This is a genomic window from Novosphingobium sp. FW305-C-30-35, from assembly GCF_058783135.1.
This window is the reverse complement of record NZ_JBYSYJ010000003.1, coordinates 243,019-266,214: the sequence shown is the minus strand read 5'-3', so window position 1 is coordinate 266,214 and position 23,196 is coordinate 243,019. Positions and strand designations below refer to the sequence as shown.

Genomic DNA, 23,196 nt, shown 5'->3' with positions numbered 1-23,196 from the left:
GGAGCGGTCATGGGCCGTGGGGACTTGTCGGATGCTGAGTGGGAGTTGATCGGCCCGCTGCTGCCATCTGAGCGGGGGCGCTGGGCACGACCTGCTGGCGACAACCGGCGGTTTCTAAACGGTATGCTTCACGTGCTGCGGGTGGGCTGCCCCTGGCGGGACATGCACGAGCGCTACGGCAAGTGGAACTCCGTCTATGTGCGGTTCCGACGCTGGGCCGAACAGGGCGTCTGGGATGCCCTGCTGCAAACGCTGGTCGAGCTCGGCTTGACCGACGACTGGCAGCACATGATCGACAGCACCACGGTTCGCGGCCATGTCTCGGCAGTGGGCGGAAAAGGGGGGCTTGTGCGCAGGCTTTTGGTCGATCACGCGGCGGCTTTACGAGCAAGGTCCATGCCCGCTGCGACAATCAAGGACTGCCTATCGGGTTCGTCCTGACCGGCGGCGAGGCTTCGGATTATGGGGCGGTCGATGACCTGATGGCCCTGCCATTGCCCAAGCCCAAGGCGCTGCTTGCCGACAAGGGCTATGACGGCGACCGGCTCCGCGAAAACCTGCTCCTGCGCGGGATCTTGCCCATTATCCCGCCCCGGTCGAACAGGAAAACGCCAGTCCATCCCGACTATCGGCGCTACAGGGACCGCAACCGCATCGAGCGGATGTTCGGCAAGCTGAAGCAGCAGCGCCGCATCGCTACCCGCTACGACAAGACCGTCCTCTCGTTCGAGAGCTTCCTCAACCTCGCCGCCGCACGGCTATGGCTGAAGTCTTTTGTCAACGCAGCCTAGCACTACTTTGGCAGAAGTGTAGACGGGCTGGGATTGAACGAGCATCCGCAGTGAGGGCATTGCAATGGTGGAGAGCGTGACAGGCAGTCAATAATGGCTTGGCGTACTGCTGGCAGGCTGGGTTGCGGCGGCGGGCCGCAGACTCTTTTTTTTCCGTCCCGCCTGGGCGATCCGGCGGAATTGCAGGAAGGCATAGGCCAGCATCGTCATCAATGCGTGGCGATGGAGCCCGGTCCAGGACCGGCCCTCGAAGTGGTCGAGGCCGAGTTCTTCCTTAAGTTGCTGATGGGCCTGCTCGCATATCCAGCGCGCTTTGATCGCGCTGGCCAGGTCCTTGACCGGAGTGCCGGCGGGCAGGTTCGAGAGATAGTATTTGCGTTCGCCATTCGAACGATGCTCGCCCACCAACCAAGCTTCCTCCCCCGGCATATGCTGGGCTCCGGCGGAGCCGATCCGCTGGGGAGCTCCGTCGGCGATGCGCACACGCACAGCAGCAAAGCGTGCGCTCAGGCGTCCCTTTGTTCCCTTGCGCCAACTGACCTGACGCCACTTAGCGTCTTCGAGCATGGTGTGTGCAGCCCGGGACTTGACGTCTGGCACGTGCCGAACCCGCGGTCGCCCGCGAGCCGCCACCGGGAAGATCAGTTCCACATCGGACGGGTATACCTTTTGGTGCCGAGGGATGCCGACGGCCCAGCAAAGGCCGCGCTCGCTCAGTGCCTGCCGGAACGGAGCCGACAACCCATAACCAGCATCGGCCAGCACGCAGCCGAAGCGCACTCCGGCAGCGATAACTCGGTCGATCTCTTCGATCGCGATCTCCGGTTTTGTGCGATACTCACGCAAGGGCGCAGGCACGCCGGCCTTATCCATTCTCGCGGCATCGCTCGTCCAGCTTTCCGGCAAGAACAGCCGCAAACTCAGCATGACCGGAACTTCGCCCGAGGCCAGTGTCACCGACACCAGCGTCTGGCAGTTTGCGTTCTTACCCAGCGCTGTGGCGTATTGCGGCGCGACGCCAACCGACGCCTTGCCCTTCTTCGGCAACGCGGTGTCGTCAATGATCAGCCAGGCTCCGTCACCGCCCACCAGTTCATCCGCCTGACTCCACAAGGTCGCTTCCAGCGGCGCGCTGTCCCACAGGCCCGCCCCGATGAAATGATGCAGCCGGTCATAAGCAATGGCGTCAGACCGGGCCGCCATGGGCTGGATACTCTTGCGATCACCCGGCCCAATCAGCCCGGCGATATAGGCCGGACACATCCGGCGCCGCGTTTTGTTACCCAGCCAGCCCAGATACGGCTCAAGCCACCGCTCCAGATCCGCACGCCAGTCCTCGTCCATCGCCAGCCTCCGTCAAAGCTGGCTCCCCATGAATCACGCATTACGGGCCAAGGGAATCCCAAAACCACACTTCTGCCAAAGTAGTGCTAGGGTCTTTACGCCAAGGCCGAGCCCTCGCCGCTGACCGGCGGGCCTGGGGATATCATCGGGATCCGGATCTTGGCGAGCGAGGCCGTCGAGCGGCTAGGCAAAATCGGTTTCGCCATCGAAGCTGGATACTGCCTACAATAGCAAGCGCTCGACCGAAGTTCCGACTGGACGCGCGCTGCGGTCTCAGCCCGGATCCGCCGACAGATCGGCTACGATGGCCACTTTGTCGTCTTCCAGCGCATCGGATCTCAAAGGTCCTACCGGCTCGCAAGTGAAGTTCAACCAGCCTGATCATGCTTTTCGCATGGTCAGTTGGCCCAGAGCACCGATACAGGAACACCGGAAATCTTCTCACTGAACGGTCGCGGCCCGTCATAGTCGTGGAGCACCAGCCCACGAACGAATTTGTCGCCCGCCGCCTCTTCGAGTTTGCGCAGCCCCGAAAAGTCCCCGCGACGCAACGTCGCGGAAGCCTTGACCTCGATACCGACGACGCGTCCCTGTTGATCCTCGAGCACGAAGTCGACCTCGTCACCCTCTTTCGTACGAAAATGCGAGAGGGTCACGCGTGCATTGCTCCAGCCGATCAGCTTGCGTAGTTCAGACCCGACGAAGCTCTCGAGGAGCGGGCCGAAGCGCTCGGGATCTGTCTGCGGCGGTGCCGGGCTGAAGCGACGGAGCGCGGCCAGGAGGCCACTGTCAAGGAAGTGATGCTTCGGTGTCTTGATGAGGCGCGAGATACGATTGCTGAACCAGGGCGGCAGCGTGTCGATCAGGAACATGCGTTCGAGCGTCTCGATGTAACGCCCGACTGTCGCCCGCGAGATTTGCAGTGCCGACGCCATGTTGGAATGATTGGATAGCTGTCCCGACTGCTCCGCGAGCAGCCGGACCAGCAAGGGGAGCTTTTCCAACTGGTCGATCGTAGCAATGTCGCGCACGTCCCGATCGAGGATCAAGGCGAGATAGTCGTCGAACCATTTGATCCGCCGCTTTCCGTCGGCGCGACCTATGGCTTCGGGATATCCGCCTCGGGTGACCAGCTGCGCCAGATCCTGCCCGACAACGGGTTCACCGATCACAATCGGATCGCCGCTGAAGAAGCGATCGATCGCATCGCCTGATCGTTCCAACAGCTCCGCCTGGGCGAACGGAAAGAGTTCGACGATCTCGATACGGCCCGCGAGCGAATCCCCTATCGTTGGCAGCGCCATGACATTGGCTGAGCCCGTCAGCAGGAAACGTCCCGGGGTTGTGTCGGTATCGACCGACTGCTTGATCACCAGCATGAGTTCGGGAGCTCGCTGGATTTCGTCGATGACCGCACCCTCCAGGTTCCGGATAAACCCGACCGGATCGCTCTTGGCGTTGGCAAGAATAACCGGGTCATCAAGCGACAGGTAGGGGCGACGCTCGTGAACGAATTGTCGCACAAGGGTCGTCTTGCCCGCTTGGCGCGGACCTTCGACCAGCACGACGCGCGTATCCTCGAGTGCTGTCGCCACAGCCGTCTCTGCACGGCGCGGTACGAGCGGCAATTTTGGAGATGCGATCATGGCCAATTGCTACATCAAAGTGCGTCCAATCGTCAATCTAAGCCTGACCAATCGTCAGTCTATATCCGTCCCATCGCCAACCCAGCCCTCTCACAGCCGCTTGATCAGCGAAGAGTAGCGGTGTTTTGCGGTTAACCCCGAACGCCCCTGCTCCTTTCAGGTTCAGGGTTTCGGGGGCAAAACCGTAATCTCTCTCTCATCTCGGTGGCTGAGCGAAATCAGCATCGCCATAGCATGACGCCTGGGAGATTGGCGGCCGTCAAGGATCGCGGGTGCCCCCCGATTTTGGCCTGCTGCGGCTAGCGCCTTGCGATCAAAAATCGGCTCCCCCCACGCCCGCTATTCGCGGCGGCAGCGCGTGCGCGCCGCCGTCCCTGACTGCCTGACTCCGGCGTCCTTCAAGGCACATCTTTCATCAGCGTGATGAGAGAAAATTCCTTTTGGAGGTTATCATGACGGACCGTTTCTCGAACTTTGCCGACCTTGCTGAACACTATGCGCGCGAAATCGCCACGCCCGACTACGCCCGGGCGTTCATGGAGCAGACCGAACTGGCCAAGCTCTCGATCGAGCATGAGCCGAGCGCAGCTGAAATGCCCGACCCGGAAGCGGCGCAGGCGGCGATCGAGATCATGCTGGCAACGGTCTTCGACCTGTTCCGCGACACCCGGATGGAGGACTTCGCCGGCGAAGTCGCCTGGGGCATCGCCAACAGCTTCCATGTCGTGGCCAAGCGCCTCGATGATCGCGAGGATGCGATGGCGAACCGGCTTCAGGAGAAGCTGCGCGAGTACGATCCGAGCGAGGTCTACGCCACCGACCTTGAGGACCTCACCATGCAGGCCCGTAGCCTTGCCGAATGCCGCGATGCGATGGAATGCATGCGGGATCATGCCGCGCGGATCTACCTCGTCGAAACCGGCCGTCCGTTCTCGCCGGTCCGGGGTTCGCGGGTGTCCTCCAAGACCAATGCCTCCATGATCGAAGCGCGCGATTATCTCGCGGCACAGAAGGCGCAGCGGCGCGAGCAGTTCGCCCCCTCGGGTCCGGTTGTGGTGTTCTCGGGCGGGCAGCAGTTCACCGACATTGCATTGGTGGAAGACTACCTCGATGCGATCCACACCCGGGTCCCGTCGATGGCGCTGGCAACGACCGCGCAGAACAAGGGCGCGGACGTGATCGCAGCAGCATGGGCCTCGCGCCACAATGTGCCGGTGATCCTGTGCAAGCCCGACACCTCGCGGGGACCTTCTGCGCCCTATCAGCGTAATGCGCGCATGCTCGCCTTCAAGCCGGTCGAAGCGGTGGTGTGCAGCGGCGGTGGCATCCAGGCGAACCTCGCTGACCGGTTGCGTGAGGCGCGAATTCCCCTTCACATCGTGCGCGATGCTTCGGCCCAGAAAGAGGCTCTGGCGGCGAAGGCCAAGGCTCCAGCGCAGGCTGAACGCCCGGCAATGAAGCGCGTTGCCGATGGCGACGATCTCCCGCCGCTCTGAGCGGGGCTGATCTGTCTTCATCAATCAGAAGGGTGTCCGGTCTCACCGCCGGATGCCCTTCATTTTTGTCGATCGGGACGCACACTGTCATGCCCGGCTCGCTCGCTTCCTGCCCCCGCCAGTAATGGCCTGACGGCCTTCTGGCGGGGCTGCGAAGGCTTCGCATCGGCCGGGCGCTCAAGACCCGTGCCTGGGACCGCCGGGGTGCTGCCCAACAGGGTTAGACACTCTCGCAGAATTCCAAGCATGATGGCCGCCATTGGCCCGCGTCAAGAAGCACGGTTCCCCCAATTTTTGCGCCTGAAGAAGGCGAAAAATCGGCTCCCCCACCCCCGCTCACGCGGCGGGCCGCGGGCGGCCCGTTCCTGACCCGGGCCAAGGTTGGCCATACCCGAGGAGACCTCTTCGATTCCTTTGACAGGAGGCTCACATGAACGCTCTTACCAAGACCCTCGACATCCCGGCTTTCGACCACATCAGCTATGACGCCGCGGTACGCGCCGCGACTGTCCGGGCTCAGCACAGCTTCTTCGACAGCCATGTCATCGAGGACGAGTTCGGCGGCTTTCTCGCCATCGACGAGGGCGACTACAACGCCCTGCCCCAGGACCTGATCGACCGGATCGTCCAATCCGTCCCGGGTATGATGGCCGACGACTTCGACGAAGCGAACATCGGCCGCGCCGCGAGCTTCATGAGTGTGGTGATGGATCCCGAATGGGACGCGGACTGCCCGTTCTGACAGGCCGCATATAGCACCGCGCCGGAGGGCTCTTGAGGGCTCTCCGGCCCCTCTTTTTGCTTGTCCCCGATAAAGCGCAGCCGGGGCCCCCTCGCCTGCCTGCCGACGCAGCCAGCAACTTTGGGAACCCCGGCTGCGCCGGCCTCGGTCGAGACCGGTTTCAGCTTGCCCGCAGGCGCTTCTCAGCTTCGTCCAGACCGAGCTTTCCAAGAGCGGCGAAGAATGCTTCGACCCTCTCGAACGGGGCCTTGCCGAGAACCGATTTGTGCATCAGTTCGACACTCGCTGCCCGCTCGCTTTCGCGCAGTTTTGCCTCGCGCGCTTCCAGCGCTTGACGCTCCTTTGCGATTGCCTGTCGTTCCGCTTCAAGGCTTCCTTTCCTGGCCATGATGATACCTCGTGGGTTGGTGCTGAAACCTCCCGCGCCAAAGATTCCAAGCAGTGTCTGACGTGGCAAGCCCTTTGCCACCAGTCCTGGAAATAAATCTTGCGACCCCGTCCTGAAATCAGCGGTACTCATTGGCTTAAAGACAGGTGGTCAAAGCCCGAATCCATGCGCCAGAAAGACCAGAAGCCAGTCACCAGATACAAGGCATCGGATTATGGGGAAGATTTGCACACCCTACACGGCAGGGGCGTAGGGAAAATGGCGGAAATGCGTGTGTTTACAGAGTGGACATTTGGTAATACATCGAATTACAGCGTTGAAGCTCGCCGTTAAAGTCCCGGAATTGCGCTATTTCCACGGTATTACATTGTAATACGCCATTTGGTCCCCAACCGCTTTCTTGCCAAGGGCCCACCGATGGCCTAAAACCGTTCTCGCGCAATCTCCACCAGGCCCTTTCGAAGGGCGTGGTGATGACTGAAACAGTATTGATAACACTCCGGCTTCCACAGCCGCTGGCCGATGCGGCGCACGCCGCCGCAATCGCGCAAAACGTCTCCCGATCGAACCTCTTGCGAATCGCGCTTGAGCAATTCCTGGGCGTCATGTCGGGCACCAGCGAGGCAGATCGTCGCCGCCAGTTTTCGGCCGAGTATCTGTTCCTGGTTGCCGACCTCATTGTCCAGCGCCAGTTCCCGGATGCCCACAGCGCGCTGATCACCGAAGCCGAACGCCGGATGGAGGCGCTCTGTGCCGCGTCCTGACACCTGGTCCGACCGGGCGCGGCCGGGCAAGCTGCAGCACCATTCCGCGCGCGGGAACATGCCGCGCAACGCCGGCGATTTCACCCGCGGCTCGCAGCTCATCACCCATGAGTTCATGATGTGGTTTGCCTCGGCGAAGATGCCGCTGCTTGTGTGGTTCTTCACCTTCTGCATCGCGCTTTCGATCGTCCTCGCGCTGCTGCTCGAGAGCCAAGAGATCCAGATGATCCTGATGCGGGTCTACGCCTCTGGATGGACCTTCATGGAGTTCTCGCACGCCAAGATTCTCAACCTCACCCTTCCCTCCGGCGAAGTCGTCCGGGCTCCTGTTGGCATGGTCGCCTCGCACCCCGATGTCGTCGTCGCCTGGAACAAGCTGATGCGGGCAATCTGGGGCTCGCTGTTTATCTCGCTCTTCGTCGCCGTGCCGATCGCGGTGTGGTTCGTCGACTTCTCCAAGCGGCGCGGAAAGTCGATCCTCGAGGAGCGGCACCAGCGCGGCGCCATGCTGGTCGATGCCGCCGAACTTGCCGATGTCATCAACGCTCATAACCGCGACATGCTCGGCGAAGAGATCGCCGAGCGCCTCCCCGGCATGAGCTTCGACGAGGTCATGAAAATGAGTCTCGCGGCGCGCAAGGAGGCGGGCATCCATCACGCCTATTCAATCGCGGGAGTGCCCTTCCCCTGGCGGACCGAGCAGGCCCACACGATCATGATCGGCTCGACCGGCACGGGCAAGACGACCCAGATGCGGGCGCTCATCGCGCAGATGCGCGCACGGCGCGACCGGGCCGTCGTGTTCGACCTCACCGGGGCCTATGTCGAGGCGTTCTACAACCCCGCAACCGACACCATCCTCAACCCGATGGACGAGCGCTGCCCGTCTTGGTCGGTCTTCGCCGAAGCGAAGAACCATGCCGACTTCACCAGCATCGCCGCCGCCCTGCTTCCGGCAGATGGCGGCGGCGCAGAACCCTTCTGGATGCTGGCTGCGCGCACGCTGTTCGTCGAGACCTGCATCAAGCTGATCAAGCTTGGCGAGGCGACCAACCAGGCGCTCGCGAGCCGCCTGATGATGGCCGACCTCAAGGAGGTTCACAAACTTCTCGAGCACACCGTCGCCGACCCGCTGACCGCGCCCGAAGCCGCCAAGATGGCAGAATCCATTCGCGCCGTCTTCAACACCAACGCACAGGCTCTGCGCTTCCTTCCCGAAGGCAAGGAGCGCTTCTCGATCTCCGACTGGATCCGGGCCGAGAACAAGCCCGGCTCGATCCTGTTCATTACCTCCTTGCACAACGAACTGGTGCTCAACCGGGCGCTGCTCTCGCTCTGGATGAACCTTGCGGTCCACACCCTGATGCGCCTGCCGCGCACCCGGGATCTTCGCACCTGGTTCTTCTTCGACGAAGTCCACGCGCTCCACCGTTTGCCCGCGATCGAGGACGGGCTGCAGACCGCGCGCGGCTTCGGCGGCGCCTTCGTGCTAGGCATCCATTCTTTCGCCAAGCTGGCCGAGACCTACGGCAAGGAGGGGGCGCAAAACCTCGCCTCGCTTGCGCGCACCAAGCTCGTTCTCGCCGCAGCCGACCGAGACACCGCCGAGCACTGCTCGGACTACATCGGGCACCGCGAGGTGCGGATGATGGATGAGGCCTACAGCTACGGCTATTCCAACATCCGCGACGCCGCCACGATCACCCCGCGCTCTGAAGTGCAGCCTTTGGTGCTCCCCGATGACATCATGAAGCTGCCCTCGCTGCGCGGCTTTCTGGTGTTCCCCGAAGGCTTCGATGCCGCGCGGATCAAGCTTACCTACAAGGACTATCCCAAGGTTGCCGAAGGCTATGTCTTGCGCGCGCATGTCGAGCCGATCGAGTTTGCGCGCGATGCCGACGATGACGCGGAAGGCGAAGCCGGCGGACGCGAAAACAAAGATGAAATTGAACTCTTCCCTGCACCCGCGATCGACGACGAACCGGCAAAGCCCTGTCCCGCTTCCCGCCAGGAAGAGCTGAACTTTGCCGCCGCGCAGGCCGAGCCCACGGCAGCGCCGCAATCCAGCCTCGGGCGCTCGATGATCGCCAGCGCCGAGATCGTGAAGAGCGCGTCAACTGCGCGCGCCAACGAGCCCGAAACCGCATCCAAAGCCCCCCGCAGTGCGGCCCTTAAGCTCCCCGCCCAGCGGGCCACGCAGGCTGCGCGCGAGCTTGCCGAAGCGATCGACCGCGAGGCCGCGGACGGACGGGGGAAGGAACCGTCGCGAGAGCCTGAGCTCGATACCCCCTCCGCTGACGGCGGCATGGAGATGTAGGCCATGCACTCCATCGCATCCGTCAGGTCGTCGAGCGGCGCAGCCGACTATTTCGCGAACGATAACTACTACACGGCCGATGAACACGCGGAAGCCGGGGTCTGGGGCGGCGAGGGTGCGCGCGCGCTCGGACTTAAGGGCCAGGTCGAGCGCGATCAGTTCGCGGCGATTTTGAATGGGCGGCTGCCCGACGGCGAGATGGTGGGTCAGGTCGAGGGGCGTCGTCTGGGTCTCGACCTTACCTTCTCGATGCCCAAGTCCGCTTCGATCCTCGCACTGGTGAGCGGCGACAAGCGCATCCTCGATGCGCACCTCGCCGCCGTAAAATCGACGATGTCTCAGCTCGTCGAAAAGCAGTTTGCCGAGAGCCGCAATTACGACCGCTCGCGCAGCGGCGAGCCGCAAAAGACCGGCAATCTCGTCTATGCGCTGTTCGCCCACGACACGAGCCGTGCGCTCGATCCGCAGGGCCACATCCATGCCGTCGTCGCCAACCTGACCCGCGATCCGAAGGGTACCTGGAAGGCGCTGTGGAACGGCGAGATCTGGAAGAACAACACGACGATCGGCCAGTTCTACCATGCCGCCTTCCGCGCCCAGTTGCAGAAGCTCGGCTACGAGACCGAGGCCGCCGGCAAGCACGGATCGTTCGAGATCAAGGGCGTGCCGAGGGAGGTCATCAAGGAGTTCAGCCAGCGCCGAGAAGACATCCTGACCAAGGTCGAGGAACTCGGCATCGCTTCCCCGCAGGGACAAGACCGGGTGACGGTCAATACCCGCGATCCCAAGCTCGCCGTCGAGGACCGCGCAGCACTCGTTCAGGCATGGCAGGATCGCTCCGCGGCAGTGGGATTCGACGGCAAGGCGCTGATCGCAGAGGCCAGAGCCCGCGCCGAAGTACAGGCACGCCCAACCTTCCGTGAAACCGCGACCGCGGCGCTCGGTGAAATCTCAACCCGGATCGGCGCCGCGCTGCGCACGCCGAGCCCGCTGGCGGTGAGCGGCGCGGCAGCGTTGTTCCTCCCCGCCGGCACGCTCAAGGCACAGCACGCCACCGCATCCGCAATCCGCCACTTGTCCGAGCGCGAGGCGGCGTTCTCGCCGCAGGCGATCCTTAGTGCCGCGCTGGGTTTCCAAATCAAGGGTCTTGAAGGCGGCGCCGTCGTTGAGCGGATCGGCGAACTCATTCGCGACGGCCACCTGATCCCCGGCAAGACTGACCGGCTCGATGGCCATTTCGATCTGGTGACGACGCCGGCGGCACTCGCTATGGAACAACAGATTCTGGACCGCATTGATGAGGGGGCCGGAAAGGGCCGCGCGTTCATGCCGCCCGAGCAGGCCATGGCGCGGCTGCAGGACGCGGCGCGCGAACTTGGGCAGGCCCGCGCCGGGGTCGATACCTGGCGGCTGAACGAAGGACAGCTCGCAGCCGGCGTCGCGATCCTCTCCGGCACCGATCGCTTTCTCAATGTCCAGGGCGTGGCGGGTGCGGGTAAGTCGACGCTGCTCGGAGCGCTCGACAAGGTCCTGAGCAATGAAGGCGTCAAGCTCGTCGGGCTCGCCTTTCAGAACAAGATGGTTGCCGACCTGCGCGGCGGGGGCGGCCAGGGCATGTCGGCCGAGCAGATGCGCGAGGCCGGGATCGAGGCCTACACGATCGCCAAGTTTCTCAGCACCTATGGCGGGGCCGCGGCCGCGGGATCGGGCGAGCGCTTCGAGGCCGCCAAGGCGGGTCTCGCCAATACCGTCATCATAACCGACGAAAGCTCGATGGTCTCCTCGCGCGACATGCTGCGACTGACCGCGCTTGCCGAGCAGCTCGATCTCGCCAAGGCACCGTTCATGGGCGACCGCCAGCAATTGTCGGCGATCGAACAGGGCAAGATGTTCGCGGTCAGCCAGGCCGCGAGGCAAGCCACCGTGCGGATGGACGAGAACATCCGCCAGAAGAACTCGCCCCTGCTGCTGGCTGTCGCCGGGCTCTCCAATGAAGGTCATGCGAGCCTCGCGCTCGATCTGCTTGCGGCTCACGGCCGGGTGATCGAAGCAGGGCCCGACCATGTGGCCCGTGCAGCCGACATATGGCTGTCACTCAGTCCCGACAAGCGCGAGGCGACCGCCATCTTCACCGCCGGGCGCGAGGACCGCGCCGAGATCAATGCGCGGGTCCAGGTGGGGCTGCTCAAGGAAGGCACGCTCACCGGATCGGGTCTTCCCCTCACCACCCTGCAGAGCGCCAACACCACGCGCGAGGAGCTTCGCTTTGCCTCGACCTACCGGGTTGGACAGGTGTTCGACGCGCGGATGGACGTGCGCGAACTGGGGCTGAAGCGCGGGGAGTACGAGGTCCGCGAAATCCGCAAGAATGGCAAGGTCGTGCTCGAGGCCGGGGGACGGCGCAAGGTCATCGCCCCTGACCGGCTAGACCCCGATCATCGCTTCGACCGGATCGGGCTCTACGAGCAGAGAGAGCTCAAGATTCATGACGGCGAGACCGTGTTCTGGCGCGACCAGGATGGGGCGCGCGACATCGCCAAGTCGACCTATGCGACCGTCCTCGAGGCCCGGCCTGAAGGTGTGCGGGTCGAGCTTGCCGACAAGAGGCAACTGGTGCTCGCACCGGGCGATCCGATGCTACGCCGGCTCGACCTTGGCTATGCGCTCAATGCCCACATGGCACAGGGCATGACGAAACCGGAAGCGATCGAGGTTATATCCTCCTCGCAGCGCAACCTTGCGACCCAGCGCACGCAGAATGTGCTCAACACCCGTGCGACCGACGACATGATGGTCGTCACCAACGACCTCGAGGGCCTCAAACAGCAGCTCGACCGGACGCCTGGGAACAAGACCTCCGCGCTCGAGGTGACAGGCAAACTTGAGGTCGAACCCCGCCACCACAATCCGGTCAATGCCCGGAAGTTGCCGGAACTTAGGATGAGCGCAGATCTCAAGGCGAAGCTCGACGCGGTATTGGGGCCAGCATCCGAAGCTCCGGTCAGGCAACTCCCCGTGCCCGAAAAGTCGCTGGGACTCGATCTGTGAAGTTGTCCCAGTGCATGGGCAGCCTTTCGCACTTCGGCGTTCAGACGAGCTTTGTCGAGGCGTTGAATGACAATGCCGGTTGCCCTTGCATTGCCCATGGATCGTCGCTTCCGAGCCATGATCTGCGGGGACAGCGCGCGCTTTCACTTCCTGCCCGTAAGGGCAAGACGGCGCGGTCCGGGTTACCTCCCACCGGGCCGCGCCAATCCTTCACCCAGACACTACTGGTAAGAAAGCGGCTCGGCAGGCTAAGGACGAGCATGTCGTCCGGTCTGCGGGCGGCTGCCTTCCGACCAGATTGCGCCATCCATGACCTACGACGCCATCCCGCCCCCGTGTCTCCAGGTACCACGACGGCACTACCGCACCGGGAGCGCGTGGGCCGATATTGCCGGACGAAGACAGGCTGTGCTGGCGGCTTGGGTTTGTCGACGAATGAGCGGTGGAGGTCAGCGGGCGGGGCCGGGTGTGAGGACGTATTGTCGATGTCGACCGGATCGAGGTCGAATATGTCGAGATGCAGTTGGGTCTGAGTAGCCCGGGTCAGCTTTCGGTAAGTGTCTCACTTGCCTTCAGCAGGGCATTCCAATCCTCGGGCGGGTTGCCCTTGTCGAGCATAGCCCTGAAGACGGCATAGGCGTCGTTCTTCGCGCCATAGGTGCGAAGCGTGTCACTATCGTTGACCCATGCGAAGATGATGATCTTTGCGGATGTCGAATAGCGGAAAAACAGGCGGAATCGCCCATTTCCGAACTTCGCCCGGAACCAGTGCTTGCGGGACGGGCCCAGCGTCCCGCCCTGTCGGAATTCGGGGCGGGCTGGATCGACGGGGATTAGCTCAAACATCAACTTGCGAAGCGCCGTGAGGAGCTTCGCGTTGGCAGTCGATGCGTATCCGCTGGGACCCTTCGCACGGGCGCGTTCGACAGCAAGCGTCAGCTTCTCCAGTTGGTCGAGGAAAAGGCTCTGTTGCAAACTCTGACACGGTTTCCAAGATTGGGCTCATGTACTGTCAAGGTCAGTTGCGATGAACGATTTCAAAGGACGGCATTTTACCGGCGAGGTCATCCTATGGGCGGTGCGCTGGTATTGTCGATACGGCATCAGCTACCGTGATCTCGAGGAAATGCTGTCCGAGCGTGGGATCGATGTCGATCATACGACGATCTATCGCTGGGTGCAGCGCTACGCGCCGGAGATGGAGAAGCGTCTCCGCTGGTTCTGGCGGCGCGGCTTTGATCCGAGCTGGCGTCTGGATGAGACCTACGTAAAGGTGCGGGGCAAATGGACCTACCTGTACCGGGCGGTCGACAAACGGGGCGACACGATTGATTTCTATCTGTCATCGACACGCAGCGCCAAAGCGGCGAAGCGCTTTCTGGGCAAAGCTCTTCGTGGCCTGAAGGACTGGGAAAAGCCGGCCAAACTCAATACCGACAAGGCACCCAGCTACGGCGCAGCAATCGCTGAGCTGAAACGCGAAGGCAAACTGGCGGCGGAAACCGAGCACCGGCAGGTGAAATATCTGAACAACGTGCTCGAGGCCGACCACGGCAAGCTGAAGATGCTGATCAAGCCGGTACGTGGCTTCAAGTCGATGCCAACGGCCTACGCCACGATCAAGGGCTTCGAGGTCATGCGCGCCCTACGCAAAGGACAGGCCCAGGCATGGTGCCTGCAGCCAGGTATCATGGGGGAGGTGCGCCTGGTTGAAAGAGCATTCGGAATTGGACCCTCGGCCCTGACCGAAACCATGATTATGCTCAATAAGCATTTCGCCAATACTGCCTAATCCCCCAACTGGGTGACGCCGCGCGGCCGTGCCCCATGTTTGCAACAGAGCCGCCCATGGCACCGCAGACCACCCGGGAACCGCAGCCTTCGCCGCGGCGACGGCCGCATCGGCTTGGGAAGCCGACGCCCGAGGTACCTTGCAGAAGGCCTTTCCGGTGGCAGGATTGATCACATCCATCGTCATGTCGCCATCGACGAGATCGCCGCCGATCAGCAGCTTGTAGTCAGCCATGGTCCTCTCCCGGCGGTTATTCCCGCCTTCAAAATCAGATTGTCAGAACTTCGCGCCTACCGTCACACCGTAAGTGCGCGGGTTGCCGATGTGGTTGTAATCAAAGCCGAAGCCCGCCAGCAGATCGACGCGTGACGTGAAATAGAACTTGTCGGTCAGGTTCTTGCCCCACACTGAGGCATTGAACCGGCCGTCAGCGCTCTCCCAGTCGATGTGGCCGCCAACCAAGGCATATGACGTCTGCCGAAGCCGCGGCACGTTCAGCACCTCGAAGAACTGGCTGGATTGGTAGGAAACGTCGGGGTGAACCGACACCTTGCCCATGTCTCCATCGACGAGCGTAAGATCGATTGTGGCGTTGAAGGTAAAGGTCGGCGCGTTGGACAGGCGATTGCCGGCGACATTCACCCCGCTCACGCTGCCGCGCTGGATCCTGGTGGCCAGCACGCCCATGCCGCTATGCAGCGTCAGGCGATCATTTGCCCGCACGGTAATTTCCGCTTCCCCACCGTAGATGCGGGATTTCGGGATGTTGAGCAGCGTCTGCGCCGCTGAGGCAGGATCGAAGTTGATGAACTGCTGATTCCGGTAATCGTAGTAGAAACCGGCAAAATTGAGCGTCACCCGCCGATCAGCAAACTGTGTCTTGGCGCCGATTTCGTAGGACGTGACCTGCTCCGGCTTGGCAATCGAAAGCTCTGCCGGATCGAAGAAGGCCTGCGCGTTGAAGCTGGGCGCGCGATACCCGCGGCTGACGCTGGCGTAGATCAGGTTGCCGTTGGCCAGCTTGTAGTCGAGCCCGATCTTACCTGAGAGATTGTCCTGCGAATAGCGCAGCGCGGAAACAGGGATCAGGTTTGCGATCAAGGAGCCGTCAACGCCCAGCGCATCTGACCGGAATCCGCTCTGCTCGCCGGTGTCGTGGGTGTAGCGCAGGCCACCGCGCAGCGTCACCGCGTCAGACAGCTCGTACTTCAGGTCGGAATATATTGCGTAGCTCTTCTTGAGCTGGTCAAAACGGTTGCGGAAAAGGCATGCCAGCGGCAGACCTACCGCGCAATCATTGGCAGTGATGCCGGGCAGGCCATCGGAATCGATGTCTTTTCCGATCTCGAAAGTGGTCTCGTTGAACACCTTTTCTCGGTGGAAGTAGCCGCCGAGGATGAAATCAAACGGTCCGCCAAAATTGCTGGTCAGGCGCAGATCCTGTGCGAACTGGGTGGCGCGGTCATTGTAGGGGATTTCCAGCAGCTGCCCCGCCGTGCCGTCGGTGTCCTCGTAGAAGAACAGGTTGCCCTTGTCCCAGGCGGTAATGCTGGTGACCGCAAGCGTGTCGGAAACATCGAACGTGCTTGTCAGCGCCACGGAATAGGTACGCGCACGCCGCTTTGTATCGATGTTCGAGGCGATTTCGCGGCGGCCAAGTCCTGGGCGGTTGGCGGCTTCGGGCTGGGCATAGATGCCGTAGTTGTACGGATTCTGGAAGCTGGTGGATGCGCGCAGCACGAAACGCACGGTTTCGCTTGCCTCCACATTCAGTGTCGCACGGACCGCATATTCGTCGGTGGAGGCGAGGTCGGGCTTGCCGGGCACGACGTTCTTGAACCACCCGTCCGCCTTGGCATAAGTCCCCGCCACTCTCAGTGCAGCCTTGTCCCCCAAAGGCACGTTTACCGCCGCGTTGAGGTCGATGCGGTCATAATTGCCATAGCCTGCGTTAACATAGCCGCTGGTTTCGCCAAGCTTGGCACCATTGGCGATGATGTTTACCGCGCCGCCCGTTGTGTTCTTGCCATAGAGTGTGCCCTGCGGCCCGCGCAGCACCTCTACCCGTTCAAGGTCGTACATCGCCACGCCAAGGAAGGCGAAGTTACCCTTGTATACTTCGTCATAGTACGTCGCCACCGGGCTTGCCTGGTTGAGGCTGTAGTCCGACATCGACACGCCGCGCAGCGAGAAGATCGGAGTATTGTCGCCAACGATCGACGTCAGCTGGAGGTTGGCAACCTTGGTAACAAGGCTGTCGACGTTCATCACGCGCGACTTAGACAGCGCGTCGCCACCGATGGCCGATACCGAGATCGGCACCGACTGAAGGCTTTCCGCCCGCTTGGTTGCGGTGACGACGATTTCGCCCTCAGGCACCGCCTCATCGGCCTGCGCCTGTTGCGCAAATGCCGGAGAGGCCAGAAGGATCGAACCGCTGGCTACCCCTGCCATGGCGATCGATCGGAAAAGACGTTCCCTCATTGTCTTTGCTCCCGGTTTCAGGGTGATTGTATTCGTGCTCTATCCTTCGTGAACCTTGCTGTCAATCGGCGTTCAATCGGGACCCCCTATCGGCGCGCAAAAGGGACCCCTCTGCGGCTATGAGGATCCTTTGATGTTGAGCGCATGTTTCGCGCTGCTGGCGGCGTAGGGAGGGCGTAGCCCGACCGGAGGCGTCAGCAGCGCGAAGGCGGTTTTCTGGCTGGGTCAGCTGCGGTTTTTGAAGCGCCAGCTGTCGTTGCCTGTCTCGACGATATCGCAATGGGGCTCTGTTGCAAACATGGGGCACGGCCGCGCGGCGTCACCCAGTTGGGGGATTAGGCAGCATTGGCGAAATGCTTATTGAGCATAATCATGGTTTCGGTCAGGGCCGAGGGTCCAATTCCGAATGCTCTTTCAACCAGGCGCACCTCCCCCATGATACCTGGCTGCAGGCACCATGCCTGGGCCTGTCCTTTGCGTAGGGCGCGCATGACCTCGAAGCCCTTGATCGTGGCGTAGGCCGTTGGCATCGACTTGAAGCCACGTACCGGCTTGATCAGCATCTTCAGCTTGCCGTGGTCGGCCTCGAGCACGTTGTTCAGATATTTCACCTGCCGGTGCTCGGTTTCCGCCGCCAGTTTGCCTTCGCGTTTCAGCTCAGCGATTGCTGCGCCGTAGCTGGGTGCCTTGTCGGTATTGAGTTTGGCCGGCTTTTCCCAGTCCTTCAGGCCACGAAGAGCTTTGCCCAGAAAGCGCTTCGCCGCTTTGGCGCTGCGTGTCGATGACAGATAGAAATCAATCGTGTCGCCCCGTTTGTCGACCGCCCGGTACAGGTAGGTCCATTTGCCCCGCACCTTTACGTAGGTCTCATCCAGACGCCAGCTCGGATCAAAGCCGCGCCGCCAGAACCAGCGGAGACGCTTCTCCATCTCCGGCGCGTAGCGCTGCACCCAGCGATAGATCGTCGTATGATCGACATCGATCCCACGCTCGGACAGCATTTCCTCGAGATCACGGTAGCTGATGCCGTATCGACAATACCAGCGCACCGCCCATAGGATGACCTCGCCGGTAAAATGCCGTCCTTTGAAATCGTTCATCGCAACTGACCTTGACAGTACATGAGCCCAATCTTGGAAACCGTGTCAGAGTTTGCAACAGAGCCCTAGCGCGAGGCCCTCGCGATCGCACTGATCTCGACGACGACGCCCGGAATCGCCAGGCCGCTGACCCCGAGCGCGGTCCACGCCGGATACGGCGGTTTCACGAACGAGTCCTTGACCTCCGGGAACCAGTCGAAGATGCCCGCGACATCGCCCACGTGGTGGCTCGTGATGCTCACGATGTCGTCGAATCCCAGCCCTGCCTCGGCGAGGACGGCGCCGATGCCCTCGAACGCCAGGCGAGCCTGCTCGGCCGGGACCTCGGGAGCCTCGCCAGAAGCATCCGCACCGATCTGACCCGAGATGAAGAGGAGGCCGCCGGCCTCGAATCCGGGTGCGAAGCCGTACTCTTCGGCGAACTCGGCCATCGACGGGGGGATGATCGGCCGGCCCCCGGCGCGCTGGCCGGTCACAGCGCCAGCCCCTCCAGCGGCCCGGCTCATCGTTCGCCCTCTCGCGCCGAACCGGCGAGGATCTCCTGGGCGATCGCGGCGGCCGCCTTCTGGCCAGCCCGCACGCCACCCTCCATGTAGCCCGACCACTGGTACGAAGCCTCGGTACCGGCGAAGTGGATGCGGCCGATCGGGTCGCGCAGCGCGGCACCGAAGTTCGACATCACGCCCGTGGGCATGTAGGTGACGGGGCCGCCCCTGGCCCATTCCTGCTCGGTCCAGTTGGTCTCGTGGTAGTAGCTGGGCTCGGCCGCTTGCGGGCCGAACGCCTTGACGAGCACGTCGATGAAGCCCTGCTTCCGCTCCTCGGGCGACTTCGCCGACCAGCGGTCGTAGTGCGTGCCGCCGACGAAGCCGATGAGCGCCGAGAGCGAGTCCATCGGCTTGGTGCCGTCGAGCACGAAGACGCCCATGTCGTCGGTGTCGACGAGCGCCCCCGAGTTGCCCTGCTCGACCCAGAACGTGCTGGGGTAGCGCGCCTGGATCTTGAAGTAGCGGCCCATGGGCGCGCGCGCCTGGAGCTGCGCCCGCGAGGTCGGCAGGGCCGGCTCGAAGCGGATCTGGTTCGCGGCGATGGGCGCCATGGCGATGATGACGTTGCGGGCCCGGAGGCTGCGCTCCCCCGAGAAGACCGTGATGCCGTCATCGTCCTGCGCGATACGGGTCACCGGCCAGTTGAGGAGCACCTTCTCGCGCCCGATGGCGTCGGCGATGCGCCAGCTCACCTGAGCGGCGCCCCCGACCCACCAGGCCCACTGCGCGCCGTCGCGCGTGCCCATGAGCTGGGCGACGCCTTCGCACTCGCTGACGTAGTAGGCCCAGTAGAGGAGCGAGACCTCGGAGGCGTCGGCGCCGAGGAACACGTTCACGAAGAGCGTGTGGAGGCGCTTGACCTCGGGGTGCTCGAAGGACTCCTCGATCCACGTGGCGACGGTCTTGCTGTCGAGCTCCGCGGCGTCGGGCGAGGCCCAGGGCTCCTCATAGCCGACTCGGTCCGCGAGGGCGTCGAGCGCCTCGAGCGATGCCTCGTACTCGGCGGTGAACAACAGGCTGGGGTCGAGCTTCTCGTCGGGTGCCCGGTGCACGTTCCCGAGCATCATGTAGGTGTCGTCGCCGGGCTTGCCGGACGGCGTCATCTCGAGACCCAGGCTCGTGCCGAGTTCGATGAGGTGCTTGTGCGTCTCGCCGATGAACATGCCGCCCTTGTCGAGGGCACCGCCCGGCATACCTTCCGGCTCCGTCCAGGTGCGTCCGCCGATGCGGTCGTTGGCCTCGACGATGAGGACCTCGACGCCCTGGTCGTGCAGCGACTTCGCGGCAGCGCTGCCGGAAATGCCCGCGCCGATGACGATGACATCCGCGTCGTAAGTGGTTGGCGCAAAGCCGTTGGTGTTGACCATTGCTCTCTCCTGCTTGTCGTTCTCCTGCGGCTCACTGCACTGCTGTGTGCTCGCGTGTCAACCGGCGCGCAAATTTGACCCCCTATCGGCGTCCAAAATTGACCCCAGCTGATTGTTGTTTTGGCGGTTATCCCGGTAGTCCATAGGAGGGCCCCGCGGACGACGACGCGCGCCGTCAGGAGCGCTGGCGGCGGCGTCCGTGGGAGGTACCTGTGGACCCACCGGGTTAACCGCCGGGGATGGGGGTCCGGGGGAAGGGGTTCAGCTGCGGTGTTTGAACCGCCAGCTGTCGTTGCCCGTCTCGATAATATCGCAATGGTGGGTAATGCGATCGAGCAGCGCCGTCGTCATTTTGGCATCGTGGAACACGCTCGGCCATTCGCCGAACGCCAGGTTGGTGGTGATGATCACCGAGGTCTTTTCGTAGAGCTTGCTGATCAGGTGGAACAGCATCTGGCCGCCTGATCGGGCGAACGGCAGATATCCCAGCTCATCAAGCACGACGAGGTCGAGCCGGGCTAGTTGCGCTGCAAGGCTGCCTGCCTTGGCCTGACGGGCCTCTTCCTCGAGCCGATTGACCAGATCGACGGTGTTAAAGAACCGCCCTCGTGCCCCGGCACGGACCACGGCGGCAGCGATGGCAAGGGCCAGGTGCGTCTTGCCGGTGCCGGTGCCGCCGACCAGCACGATATTACGCTGTTCAGGCAGGAACGATCCGGCGTGTAGAGAACGAACCAGCCCTTCATTGATCGGTGTATCGTCGAACACGAAGCCATCCAGATCCTTGATCGCAGGCAGGCGGGCTGCGGTCATGCGGTAACGGATCGACGCTGCTTCGCGGTGTGCAACTTCAGCATGCAGGAGGTCGCCCAACATCTCCATCACGGAGCGGTCGCGGCGGATGCCATGGGTGACCGCATCGTCGAAGGCTGCGACCATGCCCTTCAAGCCCAGCCCCTTCAGGGCGCTGATCATCTCATGCCGCTGCATCAAGGCCTCGCACCGTGTCGTAGCGCGCGCAGTCGGCAATGGGCGGATGCTTGAGCTTGAGGTCCACCACGACGTCGATGGGCTGCGCTACCTGCGGTTCGCGTCGGCGCGACAGGATATTGAGGACCACTTCGTCGTTGACCGCGCCTGCCGCCAAGGCTTCGCGTATCGCGCCCTCAACCGCGGCAAGGCCATCGTCGATCACGGCAGCCAGTACCCGCACAAAGCGCCGGTCGGCATCGTCGCTCCTGCCTAGCTTGCGACGCAGCTGTGCCAGTGCAGGCGGCAGCTCCCAGTCATGGAACGGCGCGCCGTTGCGCCAGGCGCCGGGCTTGCGCGCGAGCACTGGCAGATAATGCCAGGGATCCAGCACGGTCTGGTTGCGTCCGAACATGCGGGCATGCTCAGCGACCACCTTGCCGGCATGGCGGATCACGATCCGGTCGGCATAGGCGCGTACCTGCACCACCTGCCGAGCGGCACTGGCCATGACCGAGTAGCGGTTGCGATCGAAGCTGACGAGGCAGGTCGCGGTGGCAACATGTTCGCTCTCGAAGAACCCGTCGAACGGCACGGGCAGTGGCTGCAACATGGCGCGCTCCCTCTCCAGGGCCGCAGCGATGGTCGTGTCTTCCAGGTCCGGGTGGGCATAGCGCTCGGCCCAGCGCCGGCACTCGGCCTCCAGCCAGGCGTTCAACTCCTCGATAGTGGCAAAGCGCAGGCGAGGCTTGAACAGTCGCTCCCTGCCAGTCTGGACCTGGTTCTCGACCTGGCCCTTCTCCCACCCCGCCGCCGGACTGCAGGCCACAGGCTCCACGCCGTAGTGGTCGGTCATGATCAGGAACCGTCGGTTGAACATGCGCTCCTTGCCGGTGAACACGGTCGTCACCGCGGTCTTCATGTTGTCGTAGATGCCCCGGGTGGGCACACCGCCGAAGAAGGCAAAGCCGCGCACATGGGCATCGAACACCATCTCCTGCGTCTCGCGCGGATAGGCCCGTACGAACGGTGCGCGCGACCAGCACAGCCGCATATGGGCCACCTTCACCCGCATCGGCTTGCCTGCAATCTCGACGTCCTCGTGGCTCCAGTCGAACTGGTAGGCCTCGCCGGGGCGGAACAGCAGCGGGATGAACACCTTACTCATGTCCCCGGCATCCACCCGGCGTTCCCGCTTCCAGCGCGCCGCATACCGCCGGACCGCATCATAGGAACCGGTGAAGCCCTCCCGCTCCAGCAGATCGTGAAGCCGGGTCAACCGTAGCCGATCACGGCGGGGCCGTTCCTCGTTCTGTTCCAGTAACTCATCCAGGCGCTCCCGGAACGGGCCGGTCTGCGGACGTGGCTGCTCTCGCCGCTCATAACTGAACTGCGCCTCGGGTGCCCGGATCGCCTTGCGCACCGTATTGCGCGACAAATGCATATCCCGCGCGATCGCCTTGATCGGTTTACCCTGCCTCGCTTCTCGTCGGATCTTCGCCGTCGTCTCCACAATCAACATCCCCATCCCCCACCGCTTGGAAATCCCAAACGGCGGTGCCTCACACCCAGGAATGAAGGGGTCAATTTTAGACGCCGATCACCCCGCTATGGGGGTCAATTTTGCACGCCGCTCCACACATCGATGCGGCTACCGTGGCCCCAGTGCAGACCACACTGCAAAAACGCATCCTGCGCGCCTTCGTTGCTCGGGGCCTGCTGGAGAACTGTGACGCCAAAGACATGCTGGGCTACAAACACAGCGGCTTCTCGGTGGATGCGGGGGTGTGCATCGAAGCCCACGACCGCGCTGCGCTGGAGCGGCTGCTGCGCTATTGCGCGCGTCCACCGTTTTCCATGGAGCGCCTACGCAAAGAGGGAAGCAAACTGGTGTACCGCTGTGCCAAACAGCGCAGCGAGCCCACCAGTGACAAGCGTGGTGCCAAGGCAGATGAGCTGCACCTCACACCGCTGGAACTGATCGACCGCATCGCCGCGCTGGTGCCACCGCCACGCACCCACCGGCACCGCTACTTTGGTGTGCTGGCACCAAACTCGCCGCTGAGAGCGGCGGTAACGGCGCTGGCTCAGCCTGCTGCGTCGCAACCAGCCACGGTGGAGACTGCACAACCTGGCGCGGGCGTACCTGGGGTGGCGGCGCCGGGCAACGCGGCCACACCCACACCCGAACCTGAAGCACGCCCGAAGCGAGCGGCGCATTACTTGTGGGCGGTGCTGATTACCCGCATCTACGAGGCATTTCCGCTGCTGTGCCCCATGTGCGGTGGGCAGATGCGCATCATTGCCTTCATCACCCACACCCAAGTTGAACAGTGCCTTCATAGAACGGATTTTATATCAATAGGATACGCGAGTGTGCGCGGGTGTTACCACTACATT

16 protein-coding genes and 3 pseudogenes are annotated in these 23,196 nt (G+C 62.9%); 8 read left to right on the top strand and 11 right to left on the bottom strand.

All coding sequences use genetic code 11. The annotated features are described in order from the left end of the window. Nucleotides 1-9: 9 nt before the first annotated feature. Nucleotides 10-791: pseudogene (locus AC3WLM_RS20770) on the top strand (IS5 family transposase). Between the two features lie 87 nt (nucleotides 792-878). Here AC3WLM_RS20770 and AC3WLM_RS20765 read toward each other — a convergent pair. Together AC3WLM_RS20765 and AC3WLM_RS20760 are read right to left on the bottom strand one after the other, a co-directional pair. Further along, on the bottom strand, nucleotides 879-2,135 hold the full coding sequence (locus tag AC3WLM_RS20765) for an IS701 family transposase (RefSeq protein WP_492478639.1): 1,257 nt from the start codon (nucleotides 2,133-2,135) through the stop codon (nucleotides 879-881). Between the two features lie 398 nt (nucleotides 2,136-2,533). Next, nucleotides 2,534-3,781 (bottom strand): ATP-binding protein, encoded by a 1,248-nt coding sequence (locus AC3WLM_RS20760; protein ID WP_492478638.1) that lies wholly within the window; start codon nucleotides 3,779-3,781, stop codon nucleotides 2,534-2,536. 452 nt (nucleotides 3,782-4,233) lie between these two features. Between AC3WLM_RS20760 and AC3WLM_RS20755 the strand changes: the two genes are divergently transcribed. Both AC3WLM_RS20755 and AC3WLM_RS20750 read left to right on the top strand, forming a co-directional pair. Beyond that, nucleotides 4,234-5,277 carry a DUF2493 domain-containing protein gene (locus AC3WLM_RS20755; RefSeq protein WP_492478637.1) on the top strand — a complete coding sequence of 348 codons (1,044 nt, stop codon included), beginning with the start codon at nucleotides 4,234-4,236 and terminating at the stop codon, nucleotides 5,275-5,277. Nucleotides 5,278-5,707: 430 nt separating this feature from the next. Further along, a complete protein-coding gene (locus AC3WLM_RS20750) occupies nucleotides 5,708-6,019 on the top strand; it encodes a hypothetical protein (protein ID WP_039337958.1) in 312 nt (103 codons plus the stop codon). Between the two features lie 160 nt (nucleotides 6,020-6,179). On the opposite strand, the gene AC3WLM_RS20745 is transcribed toward AC3WLM_RS20750, so the two are convergent. After that, complete coding sequence (locus AC3WLM_RS20745; protein ID WP_427467691.1) at nucleotides 6,180-6,539, bottom strand: hypothetical protein; 360 nt, start codon at nucleotides 6,537-6,539, stop codon at nucleotides 6,180-6,182. Nucleotides 6,540-6,880: 341 nt separating this feature from the next. Between AC3WLM_RS20745 and AC3WLM_RS20740 the strand changes: the two genes are divergently transcribed. From AC3WLM_RS20740 to mobF, 3 genes are read left to right on the top strand one after another with little or no spacing between them, the layout of a single operon-like run. Continuing rightward, on the top strand, nucleotides 6,881-7,171 hold the full coding sequence (locus tag AC3WLM_RS20740) for a CopG family transcriptional regulator (protein WP_492478636.1): 291 nt from the start codon (nucleotides 6,881-6,883) through the stop codon (nucleotides 7,169-7,171). Continuing rightward, nucleotides 7,158-9,488 (top strand): type IV secretion system DNA-binding domain-containing protein, encoded by a 2,331-nt coding sequence (locus tag AC3WLM_RS20735; RefSeq protein ID WP_492478635.1) that lies wholly within the window; start codon nucleotides 7,158-7,160, stop codon nucleotides 9,486-9,488. Before AC3WLM_RS20740 ends, AC3WLM_RS20735 begins: the two co-directional genes overlap by 14 nt. Before the next feature lie 3 nt (nucleotides 9,489-9,491). Next, the gene (gene mobF, locus AC3WLM_RS20730) at nucleotides 9,492-12,536 is read left to right on the top strand and encodes a MobF family relaxase (protein WP_492478634.1); all 3,045 of its coding nucleotides are present in this window, start codon (nucleotides 9,492-9,494) and stop codon (nucleotides 12,534-12,536) included. 543 nt (nucleotides 12,537-13,079) lie between these two features. Here mobF and AC3WLM_RS20725 read toward each other — a convergent pair. Continuing rightward, on the bottom strand, nucleotides 13,080-13,511 hold the full coding sequence (locus tag AC3WLM_RS20725; protein WP_492478633.1) for a type II toxin-antitoxin system YhaV family toxin: 432 nt from the start codon (nucleotides 13,509-13,511) through the stop codon (nucleotides 13,080-13,082). Between the two features lie 52 nt (nucleotides 13,512-13,563). On the opposite strand from AC3WLM_RS20725, the gene AC3WLM_RS20720 reads away from it, so the two are divergent. Then, nucleotides 13,564-14,328: an IS6 family transposase gene (locus AC3WLM_RS20720; RefSeq protein ID WP_492478632.1), complete on the top strand. Its 765-nt coding sequence runs from the start codon at nucleotides 13,564-13,566 to the stop codon at nucleotides 14,326-14,328. A 54-nt stretch (nucleotides 14,329-14,382) separates the two neighbouring features. Here the strand turns inward: AC3WLM_RS20720 and AC3WLM_RS20715 are convergent. The 7 genes and pseudogenes from AC3WLM_RS20715 to istA all read right to left on the bottom strand — a co-directional run. After that, a pseudogene (locus tag AC3WLM_RS20715) lies at nucleotides 14,383-14,508 on the bottom strand (aldehyde dehydrogenase family protein); the annotation flags it as partial. 96 nt (nucleotides 14,509-14,604) lie between these two features. Then, the gene (locus tag AC3WLM_RS20710; protein WP_492478631.1) at nucleotides 14,605-16,812 is read right to left on the bottom strand and encodes a TonB-dependent receptor; all 2,208 of its coding nucleotides are present in this window, start codon (nucleotides 16,810-16,812) and stop codon (nucleotides 14,605-14,607) included. A gap of 335 nt (nucleotides 16,813-17,147) precedes the next feature. Next, the gene (locus tag AC3WLM_RS20705; RefSeq protein WP_006949122.1) at nucleotides 17,148-17,912 is read right to left on the bottom strand and encodes an IS6 family transposase; all 765 of its coding nucleotides are present in this window, start codon (nucleotides 17,910-17,912) and stop codon (nucleotides 17,148-17,150) included. A gap of 65 nt (nucleotides 17,913-17,977) precedes the next feature. Beyond that, nucleotides 17,978-18,388, bottom strand: a complete 411-nt coding sequence (locus AC3WLM_RS20700) for a RidA family protein (protein ID WP_492477672.1) — start codon at nucleotides 18,386-18,388, stop codon at nucleotides 17,978-17,980. A 26-nt stretch (nucleotides 18,389-18,414) separates the two neighbouring features. Then, nucleotides 18,415-19,827, bottom strand: a complete 1,413-nt coding sequence (locus tag AC3WLM_RS20695; protein ID WP_492477671.1) for a flavin monoamine oxidase family protein — start codon at nucleotides 19,825-19,827, stop codon at nucleotides 18,415-18,417. A 261-nt stretch (nucleotides 19,828-20,088) separates the two neighbouring features. Beyond that, nucleotides 20,089-20,817 carry an IS21-like element helper ATPase IstB gene (gene istB, locus AC3WLM_RS20690; RefSeq protein ID WP_492478075.1) on the bottom strand — a complete coding sequence of 243 codons (729 nt, stop codon included), beginning with the start codon at nucleotides 20,815-20,817 and terminating at the stop codon, nucleotides 20,089-20,091. Further along, nucleotides 20,804-22,318, bottom strand: coding sequence for an IS21 family transposase (gene istA / locus AC3WLM_RS20685; RefSeq protein ID WP_492478074.1), 1,515 nt, complete (start codon nucleotides 22,316-22,318; stop codon nucleotides 20,804-20,806). The genes istB and istA overlap by 14 nt, the downstream gene beginning before the upstream one ends. Nucleotides 22,319-22,410: 92 nt before the next feature. Here istA and AC3WLM_RS20680 point away from each other — a divergent pair. Further along, nucleotides 22,411-23,118, top strand: a pseudogene (locus AC3WLM_RS20680) (transposase); the annotation flags it as partial. Nucleotides 23,119-23,196 lie beyond the last annotated feature (78 nt).